Here is a 17,672-nt window from a genome sequence, read left to right on the forward strand (position 1 = left end):
GAGCCGGAAAGGTCGGGACCGCGTCACTGAACACTAGATTCGGCGCCGCCATCATCACCGAGCGGGTGGTGAGCCGACTCTCGGAAGCGCTCGTTCAGCAGCAGGCCGTTCCAGGGACTGGTCCGCTACTCCTCGGCCAGTTCCTGGAAGATCCTGGTTCGGTGCCATGCGAAATACGGTTCGCGCGCACTCGTCCACCACGGGCTCACCCGGCCGCGCAGATGGTCGTCAACGTGTCGCCGAATATCGCCGGATCTCTGAGTTGCGTTGCTGACCAGAAGCTTCCCTCCGTAGTCCACCCCGATGTAGCCGTGTTCGAACAAGCTGTCGCAGCCGACCGCGCATGCCAGCATGCCGATGTTCTCGAGGTCCTTGCGTTCGTCCTCGGTGCATTGCCCGCGCCGTTTGATGTGTGCGGCGATGAGAAGCTGATCAGGGAAAGCGCGCCCGCACAGTGCACAACGACCTGCACTCAGCTGTCGTAGCCTGTGCTTGAGTGCCCGCTGTTCACGACGAAAGGTCGTCTCGCGAATCCCGTCCGTCGCCCCTTCGGGCACTGTCACCGACGACGGCGCGCGCTTGGATACCAAGCCCTCCGAGTACCCGAGATCGGTCTCCAGATTGACGAGATCCGCGAGATTCTCTGCAGGAGCTCCCTCGATGACCGTGAACCCCGGGATCGCGCCGTCACCGCGCCACCCGATTGCCCGGCGGACCTCCTGAACCGGGACGTCGACGGTCCGCAGCTCCGCAAGCGCGAACATGTTCGCCCACGATCTACCGCCGGCATCGCGACCCCATAGTCGTTCGGCGAGCGCCTCGTTCTGGAACCGCGCGGCGATGTGGCTGAGAGCGTGCAGCTTGTTGTCACCGCAGAAGGCAACGGGATCACCGGGATCCAACTTCGCCCACTTCCCCGTGTTCACCCCCGGGGTCACTGCCCACATTCGAGCCGCACCATCGGGGAAGATCCGCAGAAGAATCGACAGGGTCTCGGTGTCCAAGAGGTCGAGGTGGTCATCGAAGCGAACTTTGGCCCGGATGGTGGTCTCGAAATGCTCTCGAACTGGTCGGTTGCTGAGGCGGGCTGGCAGCAGCGCGATTCTCACATGTCTCCGTTACGACCGATCTGGCGTTGACCACAGGACGCAGCACCGACGCTTCGTCCCATTTGACCGATTCTGCCAGACTGGTCGGACATGCGCATTCACGTACTCGGTTGTTGCCCAGCCGCTTTCACGACAACCTTGGCTCCCGCCGAGGTAGTTCCTCGATCCCGCTCACCGAAATCCGCTCTGTCGACGTGGCCATGACTGTTCGCCCCGCAAATCACGTTGAGCTGCCTTTACGTAGGACGTGGATCATGATCGTTGAAGGTGACGGGGAGGCGGTGTTCATGCGTGGGCACAGTGGCGTTTGGAGGGGAGCCCCCACCAAGGGCACGACGGCGAGGGCTTCGTCTACGTCCTCGCGACGGCAGCCGGGCTGCAGGTGGCGGAGTTCGATCTGGATTTTCGCGAATCGACCTGCATCTGAAGCTACCTTCGGATGCGAACGGCCGTTTCGATGGACCGCTCGAAAGCACATCACTCGACTCCTGTGCTCCGATTCTCATCTCCCGCATTTGCGGCACTCGCTGTAGACGCCAGCTTTGGGCTCTCCGGCGATCTCGACACGTATCCGCAGTGAGCCGCAGCCGCATCGTTCGGGGTGCTGACCGGTGCCTGGCACTCCACGGACGCTGCGCCGCAACGATTGTCGGCGCACGGCCTGGGCGAGCGCGGAGTGATCGGTTCGGAGCAGCAGGCCTTGGGTTCCGCCGAGGATCGGCGCCTGCGCGGCCCAGACGACGGAGTCGCTGATCACCAGCGATTCACGGCATCGTTTCAGCGGATGCATGGTCGCGCGGTGATCGGCAGCGCGCGTTCGACTTCTGAGCCGATTCCGGCGGGGCCGAACCAGAACCCGATCTTGACCTGGTCGGGCAGAGCGGCGAGCACCTCGAGGACCCGGCGTGCGGCCGGGCCGTCCACGCGCGCCGAGAAGATCTCGACATTCTCTGTGGCCGAAGCGATGTCGTCGGTCAGGGTTCGCAGGTTGTGCTCGATCCGGGTGGGTCCGGCAGCGGCGGCGACCTGCCGCCACGTCCACTGGTGCGCGTGACGATCCAACTGCTGGAGGAACTCTCGCGTCGGCATCGGCTGTGGGGGCCGACCGCGGTGGATGCGGCCCATGTCGGCGAGCATGATCGCCTGCTCGCGAGCCCGGCTCATGGCGACGTTCAGGAGATCTTCCGCGGTGATGGCGGCTGACGCTAGCGTTCCCCTGTCTGCCCTCCCGTGTACGTTCTCGCCAAGTGCACGAACAGTGATCATGATACAACCAAAAATAGTTGTTTGACGATGCTTTCATGTATATCTAAGGTCTGCGTTAGGCGCTAAGGCCTCGCCAAGCCTCGCTGAGGCGCCCAGCCGATCGGGGAGGAAACATGACTCGGCATCGGAGAAGCACATGACAACCATCGGGTTCCGCACCGAAACCATCGACGTCACACCGCAACTGGCCGCCCGGTGGCTGGAGCGGAACACCAACAACCGCCCGATGAGCAAGCTGATGGTGGCTCAGTTGGCTGACGCGATGACGCGCGGCGAGTGGCTGCACACGCACCAGGGCATCGCCTTCGACACAAATGGCGTGCTGGTCGACGGTCAGCATCGGCTCGCGGCGGTGGTGAAGAGCGGTCGCACCGTTCGGATGCAGGTCACGCATGGAGTGGAACCGAAGACCTTCGCGGTACTCGACACCGGCCGCAAACGCAGCGCCCGAGATGTATTGAGCCTGCAGGGCGAAGAGAACGCGGCCCAGCTGGCTTCGGCGCTGCGCGTCCACCACCTGTACACGACCAACCCGGATTCGACGTGGACCGGAGGACAGTCACAGGTCACCAACGAGCAGATCGTCGAATTCCTTGCGGCGCATCCGGGTATGCGTGCCTCGGTGGAACTGGCGAAGTCGCTCAACAAGGCCTTCCGGATTCTGGTGCCCGCCGCCGCGGTCGGCCACTACCTGACCTGCTCCACCCGTCCGGACATCGACCAGTTCGCCTGGCTCGAAGGCCTGGAGACCGGAGCCAATCTCACCGAACACGATCCGCGCCTGATGCTTCGCAACGTCATCCTCCGGCTGAGCGCAGGCAAGTCCACCGCGAAGGCGGACGGTTCCCGCAACCAGCTGCACTTGTATCTCAAGGCCTGGAACGCCTGGGTGCACGGTGCCGAGGTCCGGCAGCTGAACATCAAAGCGGCCGAATCGATGCCGATGGTGACGGTACGACCGTGGAACGACACGCGGCCGTAGCGCTGAGCCGGATCACAACAACAACATCTTCGGGAGGAAACCATGACCATCGCCATCGACCCTCGTGTCCTGTCCAAGCCGCAGGACTCCAGCACCTATCTCGCACTCAAGACCACCCAGGGTGAACGCGCGGTGTACTCGACTCGGGTGCCGCTGCTGGACCTGCCCACCATCCTCCCGGTTCCCGACCCCAGCAACGTGGACAAGGACAACCGGAAGGTAGATCGCCTGCACGCCAAGCATTTCGGCGAGTACCTCGATGCCAAACAGAATTGGGTGGCCCCCGCCCTGCTGGCCCGCGACGGCGGCGGATGCGTATTCGAACCGGCCGATCCCGAGGGCCGGGTCGGCTATCTGACCGTCCCATGGGCGATCGGCGGCATCGCCACCCTGCGCACCATCGACGGCCAGCACCGAGTGCTCGGAGTATCGATCGAGAAGCAGCGCATCACCGACGCCATCTCCGCCATCGACCGGGAACTGGCCCGCAAGGTCGGTGTCGAGAAGGCCGCGAAACTGCAGGGCGACCGAGACCGGCTGGTGGAGCGGATGGGTCGGCTCAAGCGCGAATACATCGGCGTCGACATCTACGTCGAGCCCGACCCGATCAAGGCCCAGCAGATGTTCGTCGATGTCGCCGATAACGCCAAAGGCATCAGCAGCGCCGTGCGCGCCCGTTTCGACAACGACAAGGTTGCCAACCGCACCCTGTCCGACGTCATCGACCATCCGCTGCTGAAGGGCCGCGTCGACACCGAACAGGACCGGATGACCGCGAAGAACCCGAATCTGCTGGGCGCTAAACACGTCGCCGACATCACTCGGGCGGTCATCGCCGGCGCGGGCGGCCGGATCAGCAAGAAGGCCGAACGGACCCTCACGGACGGCGAAGTCATCGAACAGGTCAAGGATTTCCTCGACACCATCTCCACCGCATTCACCGACCTCGCCGTAATCACCGAGGAAGACCCCGACACCGCACGCGAATCCGACGGTTCCACCAAGGCGCAGCAGCTGCGTCGCACCTCACTGCTCGGCTCGGTCGGCATGCTGCGCGTCCTGGCCGGCGTCTTCCGCCAGTTGCGCGCGGGCGACAACCCCGCCGAACTCGACGACATCACCGAGTTCTTCAAGCGCCTGGACCCCCACATGGCGGCCCCGATCACCGAAACCAGCATCTGGCGAACCACCGACGCCCACCCGGACTTCGAGCCGAACGCGTCGGCCCCGATCATGCGCACCCAGAACATCGTCCACCTGGTGGGGGTGATCGCGGGGTGGTACCGGAAGGCACCGAACGGGCTGTAGGTGCGGCCGAGGTGACAAGGACCCGGCCTCTGATCTCAAATGCGCGAAATTACTGATTTAATAACCGATTCCAGTTCTTTCCGGCAGGGTTAGCCTGCCGGTGAGAAGCTACGTGCCAAGTTCGAGGCCGCGGCTCGGGCACGCCCATCCATGAACGTCGTGTGCTGTCGAGAGCGCTGCAACCGACCCATCGCCGAGGAGGCAATCGAGCTTGGCCCACTGGTCTTCCAGCTACTGCGAGTTCCATCAATCGGAGTACTCGCCACCGACGGAACCTCCTGTACTAGAGCTTTTCTGCCCGAAATGCCAGGCGCCCCAGTCCTCACTCCAGATGTTGCGGGAGCACCGCTTCGCCACGCATCCGGTCGAGCGCCCTCTTCTGAAGCATCGCGACCGACCCTGCGGCCGTGCTCGATTCACGGTCCGACAGCTCTACGGGCCTTTGGACTGGCAGGTCGAGCACTGCATACGGGCGATCGTCAACGGGGTTGCCATCTCGCCGGCTGATCTCGGCGAGCACCTGTTCTCCGAGCGCGGGATGGTCAAGGTCGAGCTGGCGTCCGAGGATGCGGTTTCCAGCTATGAGTTCGACATCGCGATCCCCGCCGAGAACGATCTGAACGGCATGGACCGCATGCTGCGCGAAGTACTCGAGGCCGGCAAGGTCAACGCCGCCACGATCAGCGAGTTCTTCGAGCACACCACGATGTTCCTGAGTGCGACCGAGTACGCGGACGCGATCGCCGACTACCTCTACTGGTTCGCCGGCCGTCATTCCGACATCGATCAGGCGACGGCCGACCGGCACCGCGAGAAGCTCAAACGAGCCTCCGCCGTCCTGCGGGATTTCAACCGGCCGGTCGCGTTGACGATCTGCAGTCTTATCTCCTTCTACTTCAACCATTTCGAGGATGCCGCCCGCCGCGCCCCTCATCAGCTTCTGGGCAATCTGTCGACCCGAATGGCCGATCTTGCCGCGACACGAACGCGGCCGCGTCCGAAAGCTGCCGTCAAGGGTGAACTCTCGACACTGGAGCGAGCCCTGATCGATCGCCGCACCGCGGACATCATCGGACTGCTCCGTCTTCCGATGACGGAGCAGACCACAGTCGACATCGTCGAATTTACCTGTGCCGAGGCCGATTTCTACGACACCTGCAAGATCACGCTGTTCACCGCAGAACACCACCTCGCCTCCGGAGACCCCCGCGCGACCCAAGTCCTCCACTCCGCTGGCCGGATTGGACTTCCCGAACGGTGGGTGAACGCCCGCCTCGACCTCATCACCGAGTAGGACTCATATGCCCAACGGCACCGAACCGCACGGAGCCACCGTCTCGAACCGCAAGTCCGCAGTGGCGAATCCGAAGAAGCGAACCACCAAGCCCAAGCGGACGATCACCAACGCCGACTCGCTGGAAGCGTTCCTGCAGGAGCTGTTCGAGTCGATTGGCAAGTTCAAGGCCGTCGAACTCAGTCAGTCCGTGCGGCTACGAGCGGTGTTGATGAGCGCCGCCGATCTCAGCGAGTTCGACGCCCTACTGCGCCGGATCTCCGCCCGGGACCTGCGGGCCACCATGCCGGTGGAACTGCTGCGGATGGCTGACCTGTCCAGCCTCCGCGACGTTTCCCGACATACGGTGGCGGGAATCGCCGCCCGACTGCTCACCCTGCATCCTTTGTTCGTCGATGATCAGGAACTCGGCGAGGCCGTCGGAACGGCATTATCGGATCGCGCGGATGCCACCTCCCTGGGCCTGCTGGTCGCCCATATTCGCAAGATCGTCGCCTATGAAGGCAAAGCGGTTCTCAAACCCACTGAACACGAGCCGAAGAAGAAGACTTCGCTCACACTGGCGGAATTGGAGACACTGCGCGACAATGCCGTGGGTGCCGCGATCCTGTTGACCGCGTCGTCCTTGGACTGGGACCGCGACAACATGGTCGATTTTCTCGCCGAACACGTGTGGAGCGCGTACCGCCCCACCGACGACCGTTCGACGGCCTACCGAGCGCAACTCGTGAGTGCTCACCCGGACGCCCGCCGCCTCGCCGCTATCGCGATGGCATCCACTCTGCAGCGGCTCACCGCGGCCGAGTCGAAACTGGACGCCGCCGAACGCCGCGCCAAGGCCGCCAATACTCGGCTCAGCGCGCTCGAGGAGGAGCTCAAGGAAGCGACCAAGCGGATCGCCGAACTCGACATGGCACTGTTCGATACCCGCCACGAGCTCCAGCGCACCGTTGACGCGCACCATGGCGAGCGAATGCGGGAGAGCACCGAATTCAAGCAGCTCCGCGTTCGTTCCGCCCGAGTGGTCACGACCCAGGTCGACACACTCGGCGATGCATTGGACGCGCTCGAGCACGGACATCCGCAGGTAGCAACGGAATTCATCAAGGACTCGGTCCAGGCGCTGCAGAAGACGCTGTGGACGCTTCGATCCGAACCGCACGACCCGCAGGGGGAACCAGCATGACCGTCGTCGGGTTCGACTTCGGCACCACCAACAGCCTCGTCTCGGTAGTCCACAACGACCGCGTCCATGATTTGCTGGACGACGACGATATGCCGACCCCCTCGGTGGTCAGGTATCAGGGCAACCGCACGATCGTGGGTCGCGAGGCCCGGGAAGCACTCGATGCTCTGGGACTCGGGATACACGGGGACTTCGTGAGGTCGCCCAAAAACTACCTCGGTCTGGAAAGCATCACCGTCGGCGGTGTCGATCTCAGCCCGATCGATGTCGCGCACCACGTGATCGACCACGTCAAGCACCGCGCGCTGGAGGACAACCCGGCGCATGCGCGCTTCCTCGGTGGCATCACCGAAGCGGTGGCCACGATCCCGGTGAACATGGACGGTCACGGCCGCCGTGCGCTACGAGATGCCTACACAAAAGCGGGAATTCGTGTCGTCCAGTTCGTCCACGAACCGTTCGCGGCACTGTACGGCCATGCTCGGCCGCTGCACGGGACAGACTTCATCCAGCGCTACAACAGAAAGAACGTGCTGGTGGTGGACTGGGGCGGCGGCACCCTGGACCTGACGCTGTGCCTGGTGCAGGACGGCCGGGTGCTGCAACGGCAGAGCAGCGGCACCCACGAGCTCGGCGGCGACGTCTTCGACGAAACCTTCCGGAACCACATACTCCTCGAAGAAGGCGTCCAAGCCGGAGACCTCGATCCCGAGCGCCGCCGCCAACTCCGCAACCGCTGCGAACTCCAGAAGATCAAACTCTCCACCGCCAACACGGCGACCGTGTACATCCCAAACTTCCACGGCCCCGGTCAGCCATTGAGTTACCAGATGACTCGGGAAGTGTTCGAGTCGATCACCAAGCCGCTCATCGATCAGGCCATCCGAGATATCGGGAACCTGCTGATCGCCGCGGGCCTGAACGAATCTCAGATCGCACTGTGCCTGGTGACGGGCGGGATGTCGAGAATGCCGGCGATCGCGGCCCGGCTACGGGAGTACCTCAGCGCTCACCGCGTGCAGGTGTCGAACAACAGCGCGACGCTGATCGCACAGGGAGCGGCGTGGATCGCGCACGACCGCAAGCAACTCCAACTGGCCAAGGACATCGAGGTACAGCTCGCGCGGGGCAGATATCACCGAGTGGTGAAAGCCGGCACCGAAATACCGTTCGAGGGGCAGGAACTCCCGGGCCAACCACAGGAGTTCTTCTGCGCCGATCCACGCGACGGCGTCGCAAAGTTCGAACTCTGCGCCACCGCCCGCCCCGGCGGCCGTCCCCAACTGTCGGATCAGCGGTACCCGCTCGGCAATCTCAACCTCGACGTCGACAGCAAGGCCCGGCCCTTCATCGAAAGACTCACGTTGACGGCAGCTCTCGATTGTGACGGCATACTGCACCTGAAGGCGTCCTCTGACCATTTCCATCGCCACGAATTCGAATCGATTCACAATCTCGAGTTCGCGATCTCACTCGGCCCGGCCGAGCAGACCGGCGACGCCGAAGGGGATAACGGTCCACCCGCGAACAGCGTGGAAGAAACAGCGATCGGCCAAGTCGTCGTGCGATCGAATATCGCTGCCCCTGACGAGAAGTACCGCCGACTCGACTATTCCCTGATACCCGGCGATCTGCTGTACGCCACCAACCGAATGTATTTCACGCGCGGAGTCGCGGATCGAGCGACGGAACTACAGGAAGAAGAGCGGCTCTACTACCAGCACTGTGCGGTCTGCGGCAGGGTATCAAATCACCCCGACTGTCATTGCGGCTCAGGACCGAACTCGCGCGAGGTCTCGTGACACGGGGGCAACGACGGGATGTCCGGGGGCTCGAACTCCGGGCCATTTGTACTTCCTGGAACTGGTCGGCTACTCGTCGGCCAGTTGCTGTGTCCGGGGCCATGACAAAGTGGCTCTGGCGCAACTTCCAATGATCTTTGGTAGGTCGATCCTGTTGGGGTGCAGTGGTTTCCGGAATGCTCGCTGATCGTGGTTGCGAGTTCGGTGGCCTTGGCGGTCGGGTTGTTGCAAGGAGGGCAACGTCGTTACCGGATGCGAGCGGCACGGCCTCGAGTCTCCGCATCGAACCCGTGGCAACCCGGTTCGTCGCGCGGTAAACGTGTCTCGTTCGCCGGACCGCGAACATTCTGGCCATGGTGACCGACGGTTCTGCCGTCTCATCAGCGGGTTGTCGATGCTCGGCACATGCTCTGAACCCGTCAACGGTGGGCGACCTTTCCTTCGGCGGACGGGCCTTGCGGTCGGCTCGTCTGCAGACTGCCCACGATCTCGAGCAAGTGCTGCACTTCCTGGTATGTCGGGGACAGCTGGTACGCGTGCTGGTGGCACGCCTCGGACAACCGCGTCCACGCGTACTGAGAGCGGGACGGGACGTCATGCTCATCGCGGTACGCGACCTCGAGGCAGGCCAGGCGGGTCCGGGTGCTGGCCCTCCCCGGGTTGATCCCCTTCGCGCGCAGGAGTTCGTCAACGATCTGCTCGAGTGCGGTCCGGGTCAGCCACGCCGCGATCCTATTGCTGTGCGGGGATTGTCGGGAGCTCTGCGCAGCAGCCAAAGTCAGCAGGCTGGTCACTTTCCCGCCTTTTCGATGTCGTCAACCAGGCGCTGAACGTCCTTTGCCGCCTGGCGTGGATCGGAGGTCGGGGTGAGCCCGTCGTGCATCCTGGGCCCTGTGATGTGCAGCGCGGACTTCTGATACTCCGCACGCGCCCACTGTTCGAGCATATGGTGTTCCCGTGGTTCGCCGAACACTCCGAGGATTACCTTGGCTCGTGTGGTGGCCGCTGCTCCCCACTCGTTCTCGAGTGTTTCGAGCGACCGCCCGGCCCTGATATTGCGCGTGAAATACGCATGACGGGCGGCTGTTTCGACCGCGAACCGCAGCATGCCGGGCAGCGTCCGGCGCATCGCCTCATCAGGGAGCTTGCCATTCTCGTATTCGAGCACCAGGCCGAAAGCGTCTTCGATATACCGTCGAGCGGGATCGGTGAGCGTGTTGATCGACACCTGAGAGTCCTTGCCGCGGTTGACTTCCACGATGGTGGCCGCGAAGTTTCCCCGCCGCACCGCGGCGGGCAGGCGGTCATCGTGGGAGAGGACTACGACTTGCCGGGTCTGGGCGAGTTCGCTGAGCAACGTCACGAGTCCGTCCACCTTGGCCGGATCCATGGCTTGCACGGGGTCGTCGAGAATCAGGAATCGGAACGGTGATTCGGCCATGGTGGCGCGAGGCAGGAACAGGGCGAGTGCCAGTGCGTGGAGCTCACCCTGGCTCAGTACGGTGAGTCCATCCGCTGCGACACCGTCGACCAGCGAGTCGATGCGCAGCTTGCGCCGGGTCGCGGACCCTTCCAGAGAGAGGTCACCGATCTCGACGTTGCTTTCCTGCCGCAGCGTCGCCCACGCGTGCTGGACGCCGACGCGGATCGGTGCGAGGCGTTCGTTGCGCAGTCGGCGATCGTTGTCCTGCAGCCACTTCTTGGCGTCGTTGAGCTGATCGACCACGGGTTTGTCCGCGAGCCATTCCTCCCAAGCCGCGCACCAGGATTGGAGTTCGGCGTTCACCGGTTGCCATCGGTCCTCGCGCTCCGCGAGACATGCCGCCGCGGCCTTGTTGACCGCGTCGACCGCGTCGCCGAGTGCAGCGGCGCTGGTTTCCAGATGGTCGGCGAGCTGTGTCATCGTCGGCGCGACGGGGCCACGCGTGATCGCGGCCCACTGTTGCCACGTGCTGCGGGCGGCAGCCACCGTCTCGTCGAGCTCCTGGACCGGGGACCGGTCGATGATGGCGGGCGCCGATTGCAGCACGTGAACAGCTTCGGCGTGTGCCGATTCCATCAGCTTCCGGGCGTTGTTCAGCGCGGCCAGCCGTTGACGGTCCGCGCTCACCGCGGCACGGCTTTCACGAGCCCAAGTCGCGTTCAGTGTGCCGTCGTGACATACCGGGCACGCCATGTCGCCGTGCTCTTCGTGTACCTGTAGGGCCTGTTCGAGCAACCGCAAGGTGGACAGCGTGCGATCACTGGCCGCGTCATCGAGCTCGGTCAATTGGGCGTCGCTGTCGCGCAACCGCTTCGCAATTGCAACGGCGTGGGCTGGTGTGACCGGGGCCGTCAGGTCTGCGAGCTCGCGCAGCCGCGGAACCGGTCCGCTGGCACCCGTTTCGGTCTCGTGCAGCAACGCGCGCAGCCGGACGATGTCAGGTGCCGTCTTCTTCAGCAGCGGCGCCAGTGCGGCGGCCCGCTCGTCGTCCAGCCCTGCGACCGCATCAGCAAGGGCTTTGCGCCGTTTCGTGAGGTCGCCACCGGGTGCCTTGCGTTCCTTGTGCCGCACCGAGATTCGATTGATCACATCTGTCAGTTGTTCGACTCCCAGGACTCGCGAGATCGCATCGTGCAGATCGCTGGGAGTGCCGTTGAGCATGGCGCCGAGCTCGTCATAGGACAGGATCGGGCGGAATCGCTGCAGCGGTCCGTCCCATCCGAGGTCGCCGCGGCCGATCTGCTGCTTGCGGCCGCGTCGTTGGGTGCGGGTGGTGTGCCGGTCCACGTCGGTCTCGTCGTCGGGCCAGTCGAGGGTCACCACGACCGGCTCGTTGTCCTCCTCCACCAAGCTCACCGCAATGCGCGCGGTGGGATGATGCAGATTGCGCCACTGGTCACGCCACTGCGTCGATTTCTTGCCGGCCCACCGAAAAGCGCTGTCCGTGAGCGTGAGCTCCAGCGCCTCGGAGATGCTGGACTTTCCAGATCCGTTGCGTCCCGCCACAATCGTCAGTCCCGGCTCGGGCCGCAGATTCAAGGTGGTAGCCGGTCCGATCCCCCGAAACCCCTCAACCCGCACCGAAGTCAGGAATGTGCCGCGAGCATCTGATGGTGTTCCAGCGGCAGCTGGCTCCACGGCGCGCACGGTCGGCGTACCCCCTCCGAGGTAGTCGTCGAGCGCTGGATCGCCTTCGAAGGCCGCCAGTATCAGTAGTCCCACCTCGTCGGGGAGGTCTGATCCGTCGATCTGTTCGACAATCCAGGGCGCGAGGCGTGTGCTGTCCGGAAGCGGATCGGGCATGGCGGTGAACCCTTTTCGTGTAGGTGATTGGGGTGGAGCCAGAAGGAGTCGGCGCGAGTAGCGCCATCTTGTGAGTACACATCATCGTGCCAGGCTGTGAATGTTGTCAATGAGTTAACGCCGCCTTGATTTTCACAGGAGCATGCGCCAGGATCGTGATGCACACGAGAGGGGTGACATGTCGAACCTGGTTCCACCCGTGACCGCCACGGAAATCTCCAAGCTAGTCGGCGTGACCCGTGCGACTGTGAGTAACTGGCGTAAGCGTCATGAGGACTTCCCGAAGCCGGTGGGGGGCACCGAGTTCCGGCCCGTGTTCGACTGGAACGCGGTGCGGGCATGGTTGGCCGACCGCGGCCAAGATGGCACTGATGCGCCGATTCCGTCGTTGCAGACACTGTTGCGTTCGTCGTTGTCCAGCGACGACGCACAGGTTCTGCTTGCCGGGCTGAAGCCGTCCGGATCCGGCTGGGTGTCGTCGGACTCCGCGACAACCGCTGCCGTGTCTCGCGTCCTGAAAACATTGGCGCATGCTGCTGAGGTCGAGGGGCCGCGTGCGGCACTTCAGGCGTTGGCCGACCATGCGCACGGTGGTGAGCAGAATATCGGCCGCTACCGGACTCCACAGCTGGTCGCCACGCTCATGGCGGAATTGCTGCAGCCGCTCGGGGCTGGGCTGGTACGGGTGCTCGACCCTGCTTGTGGTGGTGGTTCGCTGCTCGTCGCGGCGGCGGAGCGCGGTGCCACCGAACTCTACGGACAGGACATCTCGGAAACCCAAGCAGCCCTGGCTCGTCTGGTAGTGCGGGCCGAAACCGGGGTCGACGCGAACATCGCCACGGGCGACAGTTTGCACGACGATGCCTTCCCTGGCCTGGAAGTGGACGCGGTACTGAGCAGTCCGCTCAGCCTTCGGGACTGGGCCGCGGATCGGCTGCATATCGACGACCCGCGGTGGGGGTATGGCAGACCAGGGCGGATGGATTCAGACCTTGCCTGGGTCCAACACGCTCTCGCGCACCTTCGTCCCGGTGGACTCGCTGTTCTCCTTGTTCCCGCATCCGTCGCGTCGAGGGCATCTGGCAGGCGAATCCGTAGTGCGCTGCTGCGGGCGGGAGCGCTTCGTGCCGTCATCAACCTGCCACCGAGACTCCCTCAGCTTCTTTGGACGCGACTTGATCTGCAGATCTGGATCCTGCAGAAACCCGACCCGAACGCAGCGGTGCCGGACAGCGTGCTGCTGGTCGATACCGCGCCGGCCGCAGGTGAGGCCGCGCAGAGCGGCGCCGGCGATGCTGTCGATTGGCCGCCGATCGCCGACACGGTGCATCGAGTGTGGTCCGCTTTCATCGAGGGTCGATCAGCGGAGGCCGAAGAGCCCAACGTTTCGACCGTTGTCAGGGTTGTGGACCTGCTCGACGAGGAAGTCGATCTGACGCCCGGACCGCGGGTGAGGTTGGCGATCGATCCCGGAATCGTTGCCGGCGAGGCGGATACGGCGCTCTCACGACTCCGCGCTGCTGTCGCGGAGCTGGCTCACGCGTCCGAAGCTGTCGATCAGGTCGCGCAGATCTCGAGTGCGACATGGCGGACTGCGACCATTTCCGATCTGGCTTCGGGCGGAGCCGTACGCATCTTGCGTGCTCAACCACCGAGGTCGACCGTATCCAACGACGAAGATCTCCGGCCGGCCATTACCGGTCGCGACATCGCCACCGGTAGCCCGGCATCCGGCAAGGTCAAGGTGGAGCCCGCCAGCCTCGCGGTCGAAGTCGAGATCGGTGACGTTCTGGTGCCGACCGTGCGCGGCCCCCGGGGCCATACCTTCCGGATCGCCGGCCCGGAAGAGGCGGGGATCGCACTCGGCCCGAATGTGCAACTCGTGCGCACGGACCCGCAACGCCTGGACCCGTGGTTCGTCGCCGGATTCATCGGCGGCATCGATGACGGTTCTTCCCTTGGCACGACCGCGATTCACTCCGCTCTGCACCGAACGCGAATACCGTTGCTGCCGTTGGCGCAGCAACAGCGCTACGGCGAAGCGTTTCGCCGCGTGCACCAGCTTCGGGCGGCATTGAGTCAGGCCGGCGAGACAGTAGATCAGGTCGCCGAGGTGCTGACCACCGGTCTGGTCGCCGGTGCGCTCGAACCGACCGCGGGCAGCGCGACAAACGAAGACATCAGTAATCCTCGAGGAGGCAGTGAGTGAACACCGGCAAGCACAGCGAGCTGGCCAACCACGCGTGGTCGGTCGCGGACCTGCTGCGCGGCGACTACAAGCAGTCCGACTACGGCAAGGTGATCCTGCCGTTCACGGTGCTGCGACGCTTGGAGTGCGTGCTGGCGCCGACCCGGGACACGGTCCTCGCCAAGGCCGAGTCGCTGGCGGGGAAAGACCTCGACGTCCACGAGTTCTTGACCATGGCGGCCGGCGCGGTGTTCTACAACACCAGCGATCTCACCTTGAAGAAACTCGCCGCCGACCCGACCTACGCCGCGAAGAACCTGATCGCCTACATCGGCGCCTTCTCCGAGAACGCGCGTGAGGTGCTGGAGAAGTACGAATTCGCCCAGCAGATCCGCAAACTCGACGCGGCAGGTCTGCTGTACCAGGTGGTCGGCAAGTTCGCGGACCTGGACCTGCGCCCGGAAGCGGTGTCGAACCATCAGATGGGTTACGTGTTCGAGGAGCTGATCCGGCGCTTCTCCGAACAGTCCAACGAGACCGCCGGTGAACACTTCACCCCGCGCGAAGTCATCGAGCTGATGGTAAACCTGCTGATCGCGCCGGACGCCGAGCTACTCGGTGTCCCCGGCGTCGTCCGTCGGGTACTCGACCCGGCCTGCGGCACCGGCGGCATGCTCAGCTCCGCGGAAGCCCACATCACCGCCCTGAACCCGCAGGCGACGGTGGATCTGTATGGGCAGGAACTGAATCCGGAGTCGTGGGCGATCTGCCGGTCCGACCTGATGATCAAGGGCGAGGACTCCGAGAACATCGTGCTCGGTAACTCCCTCGACGACAACGACGGGCACAAGAAGACCAAGTTCGACTACATGCTCGCCAACCCGCCGTTCGGCGTGGAGTGGAAGAAGATCAAGGACGATGTCGAATGGGAGGCCGCCAACCTCGGTGAAGCGGGGCGCTACGGTGCCGGGCTGCCTCGCATCAACGACGGGTCACTGCTGTTCCTGCAACACATGATCTCGAAGATGAAGCCGGTGAACGCGTCCGGCGAGGGCGGGAGCCGGATCGCCATCGTCTTCAACGGTTCCCCGCTGTTCACCGGTGCCGCCGGGTCCGGCGAGTCCGAGATCCGCCGGTGGATCATCGAGAACGACTGGCTGGAAGCTGTTGTCGCACTGCCGGATCAGCTGTTCTACAACACCGGAATCTCCACCTACTTCTGGATCCTCACCAACCGCAAGAAGCTCGATCATCAGGGCAAGGTGGTGCTGCTGGATGCGCGGGACTACTGGGTGAAGATGCGGAAGTCGTTGGGCGACAAGCGTAAGCAGCTCAGCGATGAACAGATTCAGGAAATCACCCGACTGTACGGCGAGGCGCTGACGGTCGCAAAGGACCCGACCCACCCGCTGCACGGCAAGGTCAAGGTCTTCAACAACGAGGACTTCGGATACCGCCGCATCACCGTGGAGCGACCGCTGAAGCTGCGGTTCGCACTCACCAGTGAAGGTTTGGACAAGCTGGCCTCCTCGGCGCCGGTCCGAAAACAGTACGCCGACTCCAACGCGTTCCGCGTCCTTCTCGCCCCGTTGGTCGGCGCTTCCTGGAAGACGAAGGCTGATGCCGTGTCGGCCATGCGCGATGCCATTGTAGGTGCCGGTGAAACATGGCCCACCGGTGCACCTTTCTCCAAAGCCTTCCGTGAAGCAGTCGGCACGCGCGACGCGGATGGTGAGGTCCAATTGTTGAAGGGTACCCCCGAACCGGACCCTGACCTGCGCGACTACGAGAACGTCCCGTTGACCGAGGACGTCAATGAATACCTGATCCGCGAGGTCCTGCCTCACATTCCCGATGCATGGATCGACCACGCCAAAACCAAAGTTGGCTACGAGATTCCGTTCACTCGGCACTTCTACGTGCACACGCCGCCCCGGCCGCTGGCGGAGATCGACTCGGAACTGAAGGAGATTGAGGCCGAAATCCAGCAGCTCCTGGCAGAGGTGACTCGATGACTACGGTTCCGCTCAAATATGTGGCATCTATTAATGCCGGCCAGTCACCTCCCTCGGCCGACGTTAGGGATTTGGGGAGCGGCCAACCATTCTTGCAGGGAAACGCAGAGTTTGGGCACGAGGTTCCTGCGCCGCGATTTGAGTGCGACTCTGCGCCAAAAGTGGCGCACCAGGGTGACGTGTTGCTATCAGTCCGCGCACCCGTTGGAGCGTTGAATCTTGCGGATCGGTTATACGGAATTGGTCGAGGCTTAAATGCCATTCGAGCAGCTGGGTGCGATCGACGCTTCCTGTGGTGGTGGATGCATGGGCAGCGAGAATTTTTGGACTCGATCTCCGTAGGTTCGACCTACAAAGCAGTCACCGCAGAAGATGTCGCCAATCTTGAGTTTCCAATTGTTGCGCTAGAGGAGCAGCGCCGCATCGCCGACTTCCTCGACGCCGAAACCTCCCGCATCGACCGGCTTGTGGGCCTTCGGAAAAGACAGCTCAGCCTACTGAGGGAGCGGTTCTCAACTGCCCTACGCGATCTGATCGGTGGAGTAGGTCGCAACGCTGCAAATGGAACGGTTATCGACTGGCTCGGCCCAATTGATCAGACATGGTCTACATCATCTATTGGACGACTGAGTAGGACCTACATGGGGACTACATTTCCACATGCATACCAGGGAAACTCTTGCGGCGACTATCCGGTGATCAAAGTCAGCGACTTTAGATTGGCCAATGATTGGTTGCGATTGGGTAATGCCGAAAACTGGGTTAGCAAAGAGGTTGCCGGAAAACTCGGTGCGAGAATTGTTCCAGCCGGATCGGTTCTCTATGCGCGGGTCGGTGCAGCACTACTGCTGAATCGCCGGGTCGTTACGACTTGTGAATCAATTGTAGATGATAATGTACGTGCAATTCATTTTCGATCAGGATGCGCGACTTATTGGGCGAATCTATTGACACTGCTCGATTTGGGCGAACTCGCCAACCCTGGGCCGGTCCCATCGGTGAGTGAGTCGCAGGTGGCGACAGTGCGTGTACCGATTCCGAGTGATACTGAGCAAATGGAAATAGGTCATCAGATCGATTCCTATCGGCGCAGCTTCAGCAGCCTTGAGTCTGTGATCGACAAGCAGCTCCGACTCCTTGGGGAACGTCGCCAATCACTCATCACGGCTGCTGTGACCGGCCAATTCGACGTCACCACCGCCTCCGGGCGGAATCTCACCCAGGGGGTATAGCGAA

Annotated in this window: 12 protein-coding genes; 8 read left to right on the forward strand and 4 right to left on the reverse strand. The window is 63.3% G+C overall.

Features of this window, described 5'->3' with window-relative positions:
* Positions 1-125: 125 nt before the first annotated feature.
* Positions 126-1,109, reverse strand: a complete 984-nt coding sequence (locus GLP40_RS15455) for a hypothetical protein (protein ID WP_154788550.1) — start codon at positions 1,107-1,109, stop codon at positions 126-128.
* A 777-nt stretch (positions 1,110-1,886) separates the two neighbouring features.
* The gene (locus GLP40_RS15460) at positions 1,887-2,273 is read right to left on the reverse strand and encodes a hypothetical protein (protein ID WP_154788551.1); all 387 of its coding nucleotides are present in this window, start codon (positions 2,271-2,273) and stop codon (positions 1,887-1,889) included.
* A 238-nt stretch (positions 2,274-2,511) separates the two neighbouring features.
* Between GLP40_RS15460 and GLP40_RS15465 the strand changes: the two genes are divergently transcribed.
* From GLP40_RS15465 to GLP40_RS15485, 5 genes are all read left to right on the forward strand, one after another.
* Positions 2,512-3,357 carry a hypothetical protein gene (locus GLP40_RS15465; protein ID WP_154788552.1) on the forward strand — a complete coding sequence of 282 codons (846 nt, stop codon included), beginning with the start codon at positions 2,512-2,514 and terminating at the stop codon, positions 3,355-3,357.
* 42 nt (positions 3,358-3,399) lie between these two features.
* Positions 3,400-4,665 carry a DNA sulfur modification protein DndB gene (locus GLP40_RS15470; RefSeq protein WP_154788553.1) on the forward strand — a complete coding sequence of 422 codons (1,266 nt, stop codon included), beginning with the start codon at positions 3,400-3,402 and terminating at the stop codon, positions 4,663-4,665.
* Between the two features lie 331 nt (positions 4,666-4,996).
* Positions 4,997-5,959, forward strand: a complete 963-nt coding sequence (locus GLP40_RS15475) for a hypothetical protein (RefSeq protein ID WP_154788554.1) — start codon at positions 4,997-4,999, stop codon at positions 5,957-5,959.
* 7 nt (positions 5,960-5,966) lie between these two features.
* Complete coding sequence (locus GLP40_RS15480) at positions 5,967-7,145, forward strand: hypothetical protein (protein ID WP_154788555.1); 1,179 nt, start codon at positions 5,967-5,969, stop codon at positions 7,143-7,145.
* Complete coding sequence (locus GLP40_RS15485; RefSeq protein WP_154788556.1) at positions 7,142-8,947, forward strand: Hsp70 family protein; 1,806 nt, start codon at positions 7,142-7,144, stop codon at positions 8,945-8,947. Before GLP40_RS15480 ends, GLP40_RS15485 begins: the two co-directional genes overlap by 4 nt.
* 419 nt (positions 8,948-9,366) lie before the next feature.
* Here GLP40_RS15485 and GLP40_RS15490 read toward each other — a convergent pair whose 3' ends face one another.
* On the reverse strand, positions 9,367-9,741 hold the full coding sequence (locus GLP40_RS15490) for a hypothetical protein (RefSeq protein ID WP_196054676.1): 375 nt from the start codon (positions 9,739-9,741) through the stop codon (positions 9,367-9,369).
* The gene (locus tag GLP40_RS15495) at positions 9,738-12,233 is read right to left on the reverse strand and encodes an ATP-binding protein (protein ID WP_154788557.1); all 2,496 of its coding nucleotides are present in this window, start codon (positions 12,231-12,233) and stop codon (positions 9,738-9,740) included. Before GLP40_RS15495 ends, GLP40_RS15490 begins: the two co-directional genes overlap by 4 nt.
* A gap of 199 nt (positions 12,234-12,432) precedes the next feature.
* Here GLP40_RS15495 and GLP40_RS15500 point away from each other — a divergent pair, with 199 nt between their 5' ends.
* From GLP40_RS15500 to GLP40_RS15510, 3 genes are read left to right on the forward strand one after another with little or no spacing between them, the layout of a single operon-like run.
* Positions 12,433-14,442: an N-6 DNA methylase gene (locus GLP40_RS15500; protein WP_196054677.1), complete on the forward strand. Its 2,010-nt coding sequence runs from the start codon at positions 12,433-12,435 to the stop codon at positions 14,440-14,442.
* Positions 14,439-16,436: a type I restriction-modification system subunit M gene (locus tag GLP40_RS15505; RefSeq protein WP_328290201.1), complete on the forward strand. Its 1,998-nt coding sequence runs from the start codon at positions 14,439-14,441 to the stop codon at positions 16,434-16,436. Before GLP40_RS15500 ends, GLP40_RS15505 begins: the two co-directional genes overlap by 4 nt.
* Complete coding sequence (locus GLP40_RS15510) at positions 16,433-17,668, forward strand: restriction endonuclease subunit S (RefSeq protein ID WP_154788559.1); 1,236 nt, start codon at positions 16,433-16,435, stop codon at positions 17,666-17,668. The genes GLP40_RS15505 and GLP40_RS15510 overlap by 4 nt, the downstream gene beginning before the upstream one ends.
* Positions 17,669-17,672 lie beyond the last annotated feature (4 nt).

The organism is Nocardia aurantiaca, from assembly GCF_009708175.1.
Taxonomy (GTDB): domain Bacteria; phylum Actinomycetota; class Actinomycetes; order Mycobacteriales; family Mycobacteriaceae; genus Nocardia; species Nocardia aurantiaca.

Bases quoted from the DNA above. Each gene is read 5' to 3' on its own strand.
- GLP40_RS15465 (WP_154788552.1), top strand. From the start codon at position 2,512: ATGACAACCATCGGGTTCCGCACCGAAACCATCGACGTCACACCGCAA.
- GLP40_RS15495 (WP_154788557.1), bottom strand. From the start codon at position 12,233: ATGCCCGATCCGCTTCCGGACAGCACACGCCTCGCGCCCTGGATTGTC.
- GLP40_RS15510 (WP_154788559.1), top strand. From the start codon at position 16,433: ATGACTACGGTTCCGCTCAAATATGTGGCATCTATTAATGCCGGCCAG.
- GLP40_RS15480 (WP_154788555.1), top strand. From the start codon at position 5,967: ATGCCCAACGGCACCGAACCGCACGGAGCCACCGTCTCGAACCGCAAG.
- GLP40_RS15485 (WP_154788556.1), top strand. From the start codon at position 7,142: ATGACCGTCGTCGGGTTCGACTTCGGCACCACCAACAGCCTCGTCTCG.
- GLP40_RS15470 (WP_154788553.1), top strand. From the start codon at position 3,400: ATGACCATCGCCATCGACCCTCGTGTCCTGTCCAAGCCGCAGGACTCC.
- GLP40_RS15460 (WP_154788551.1), bottom strand. From the start codon at position 2,273: ATGAGCCGGGCTCGCGAGCAGGCGATCATGCTCGCCGACATGGGCCGC.
- GLP40_RS15475 (WP_154788554.1), top strand. From the start codon at position 4,997: ATGTTGCGGGAGCACCGCTTCGCCACGCATCCGGTCGAGCGCCCTCTT.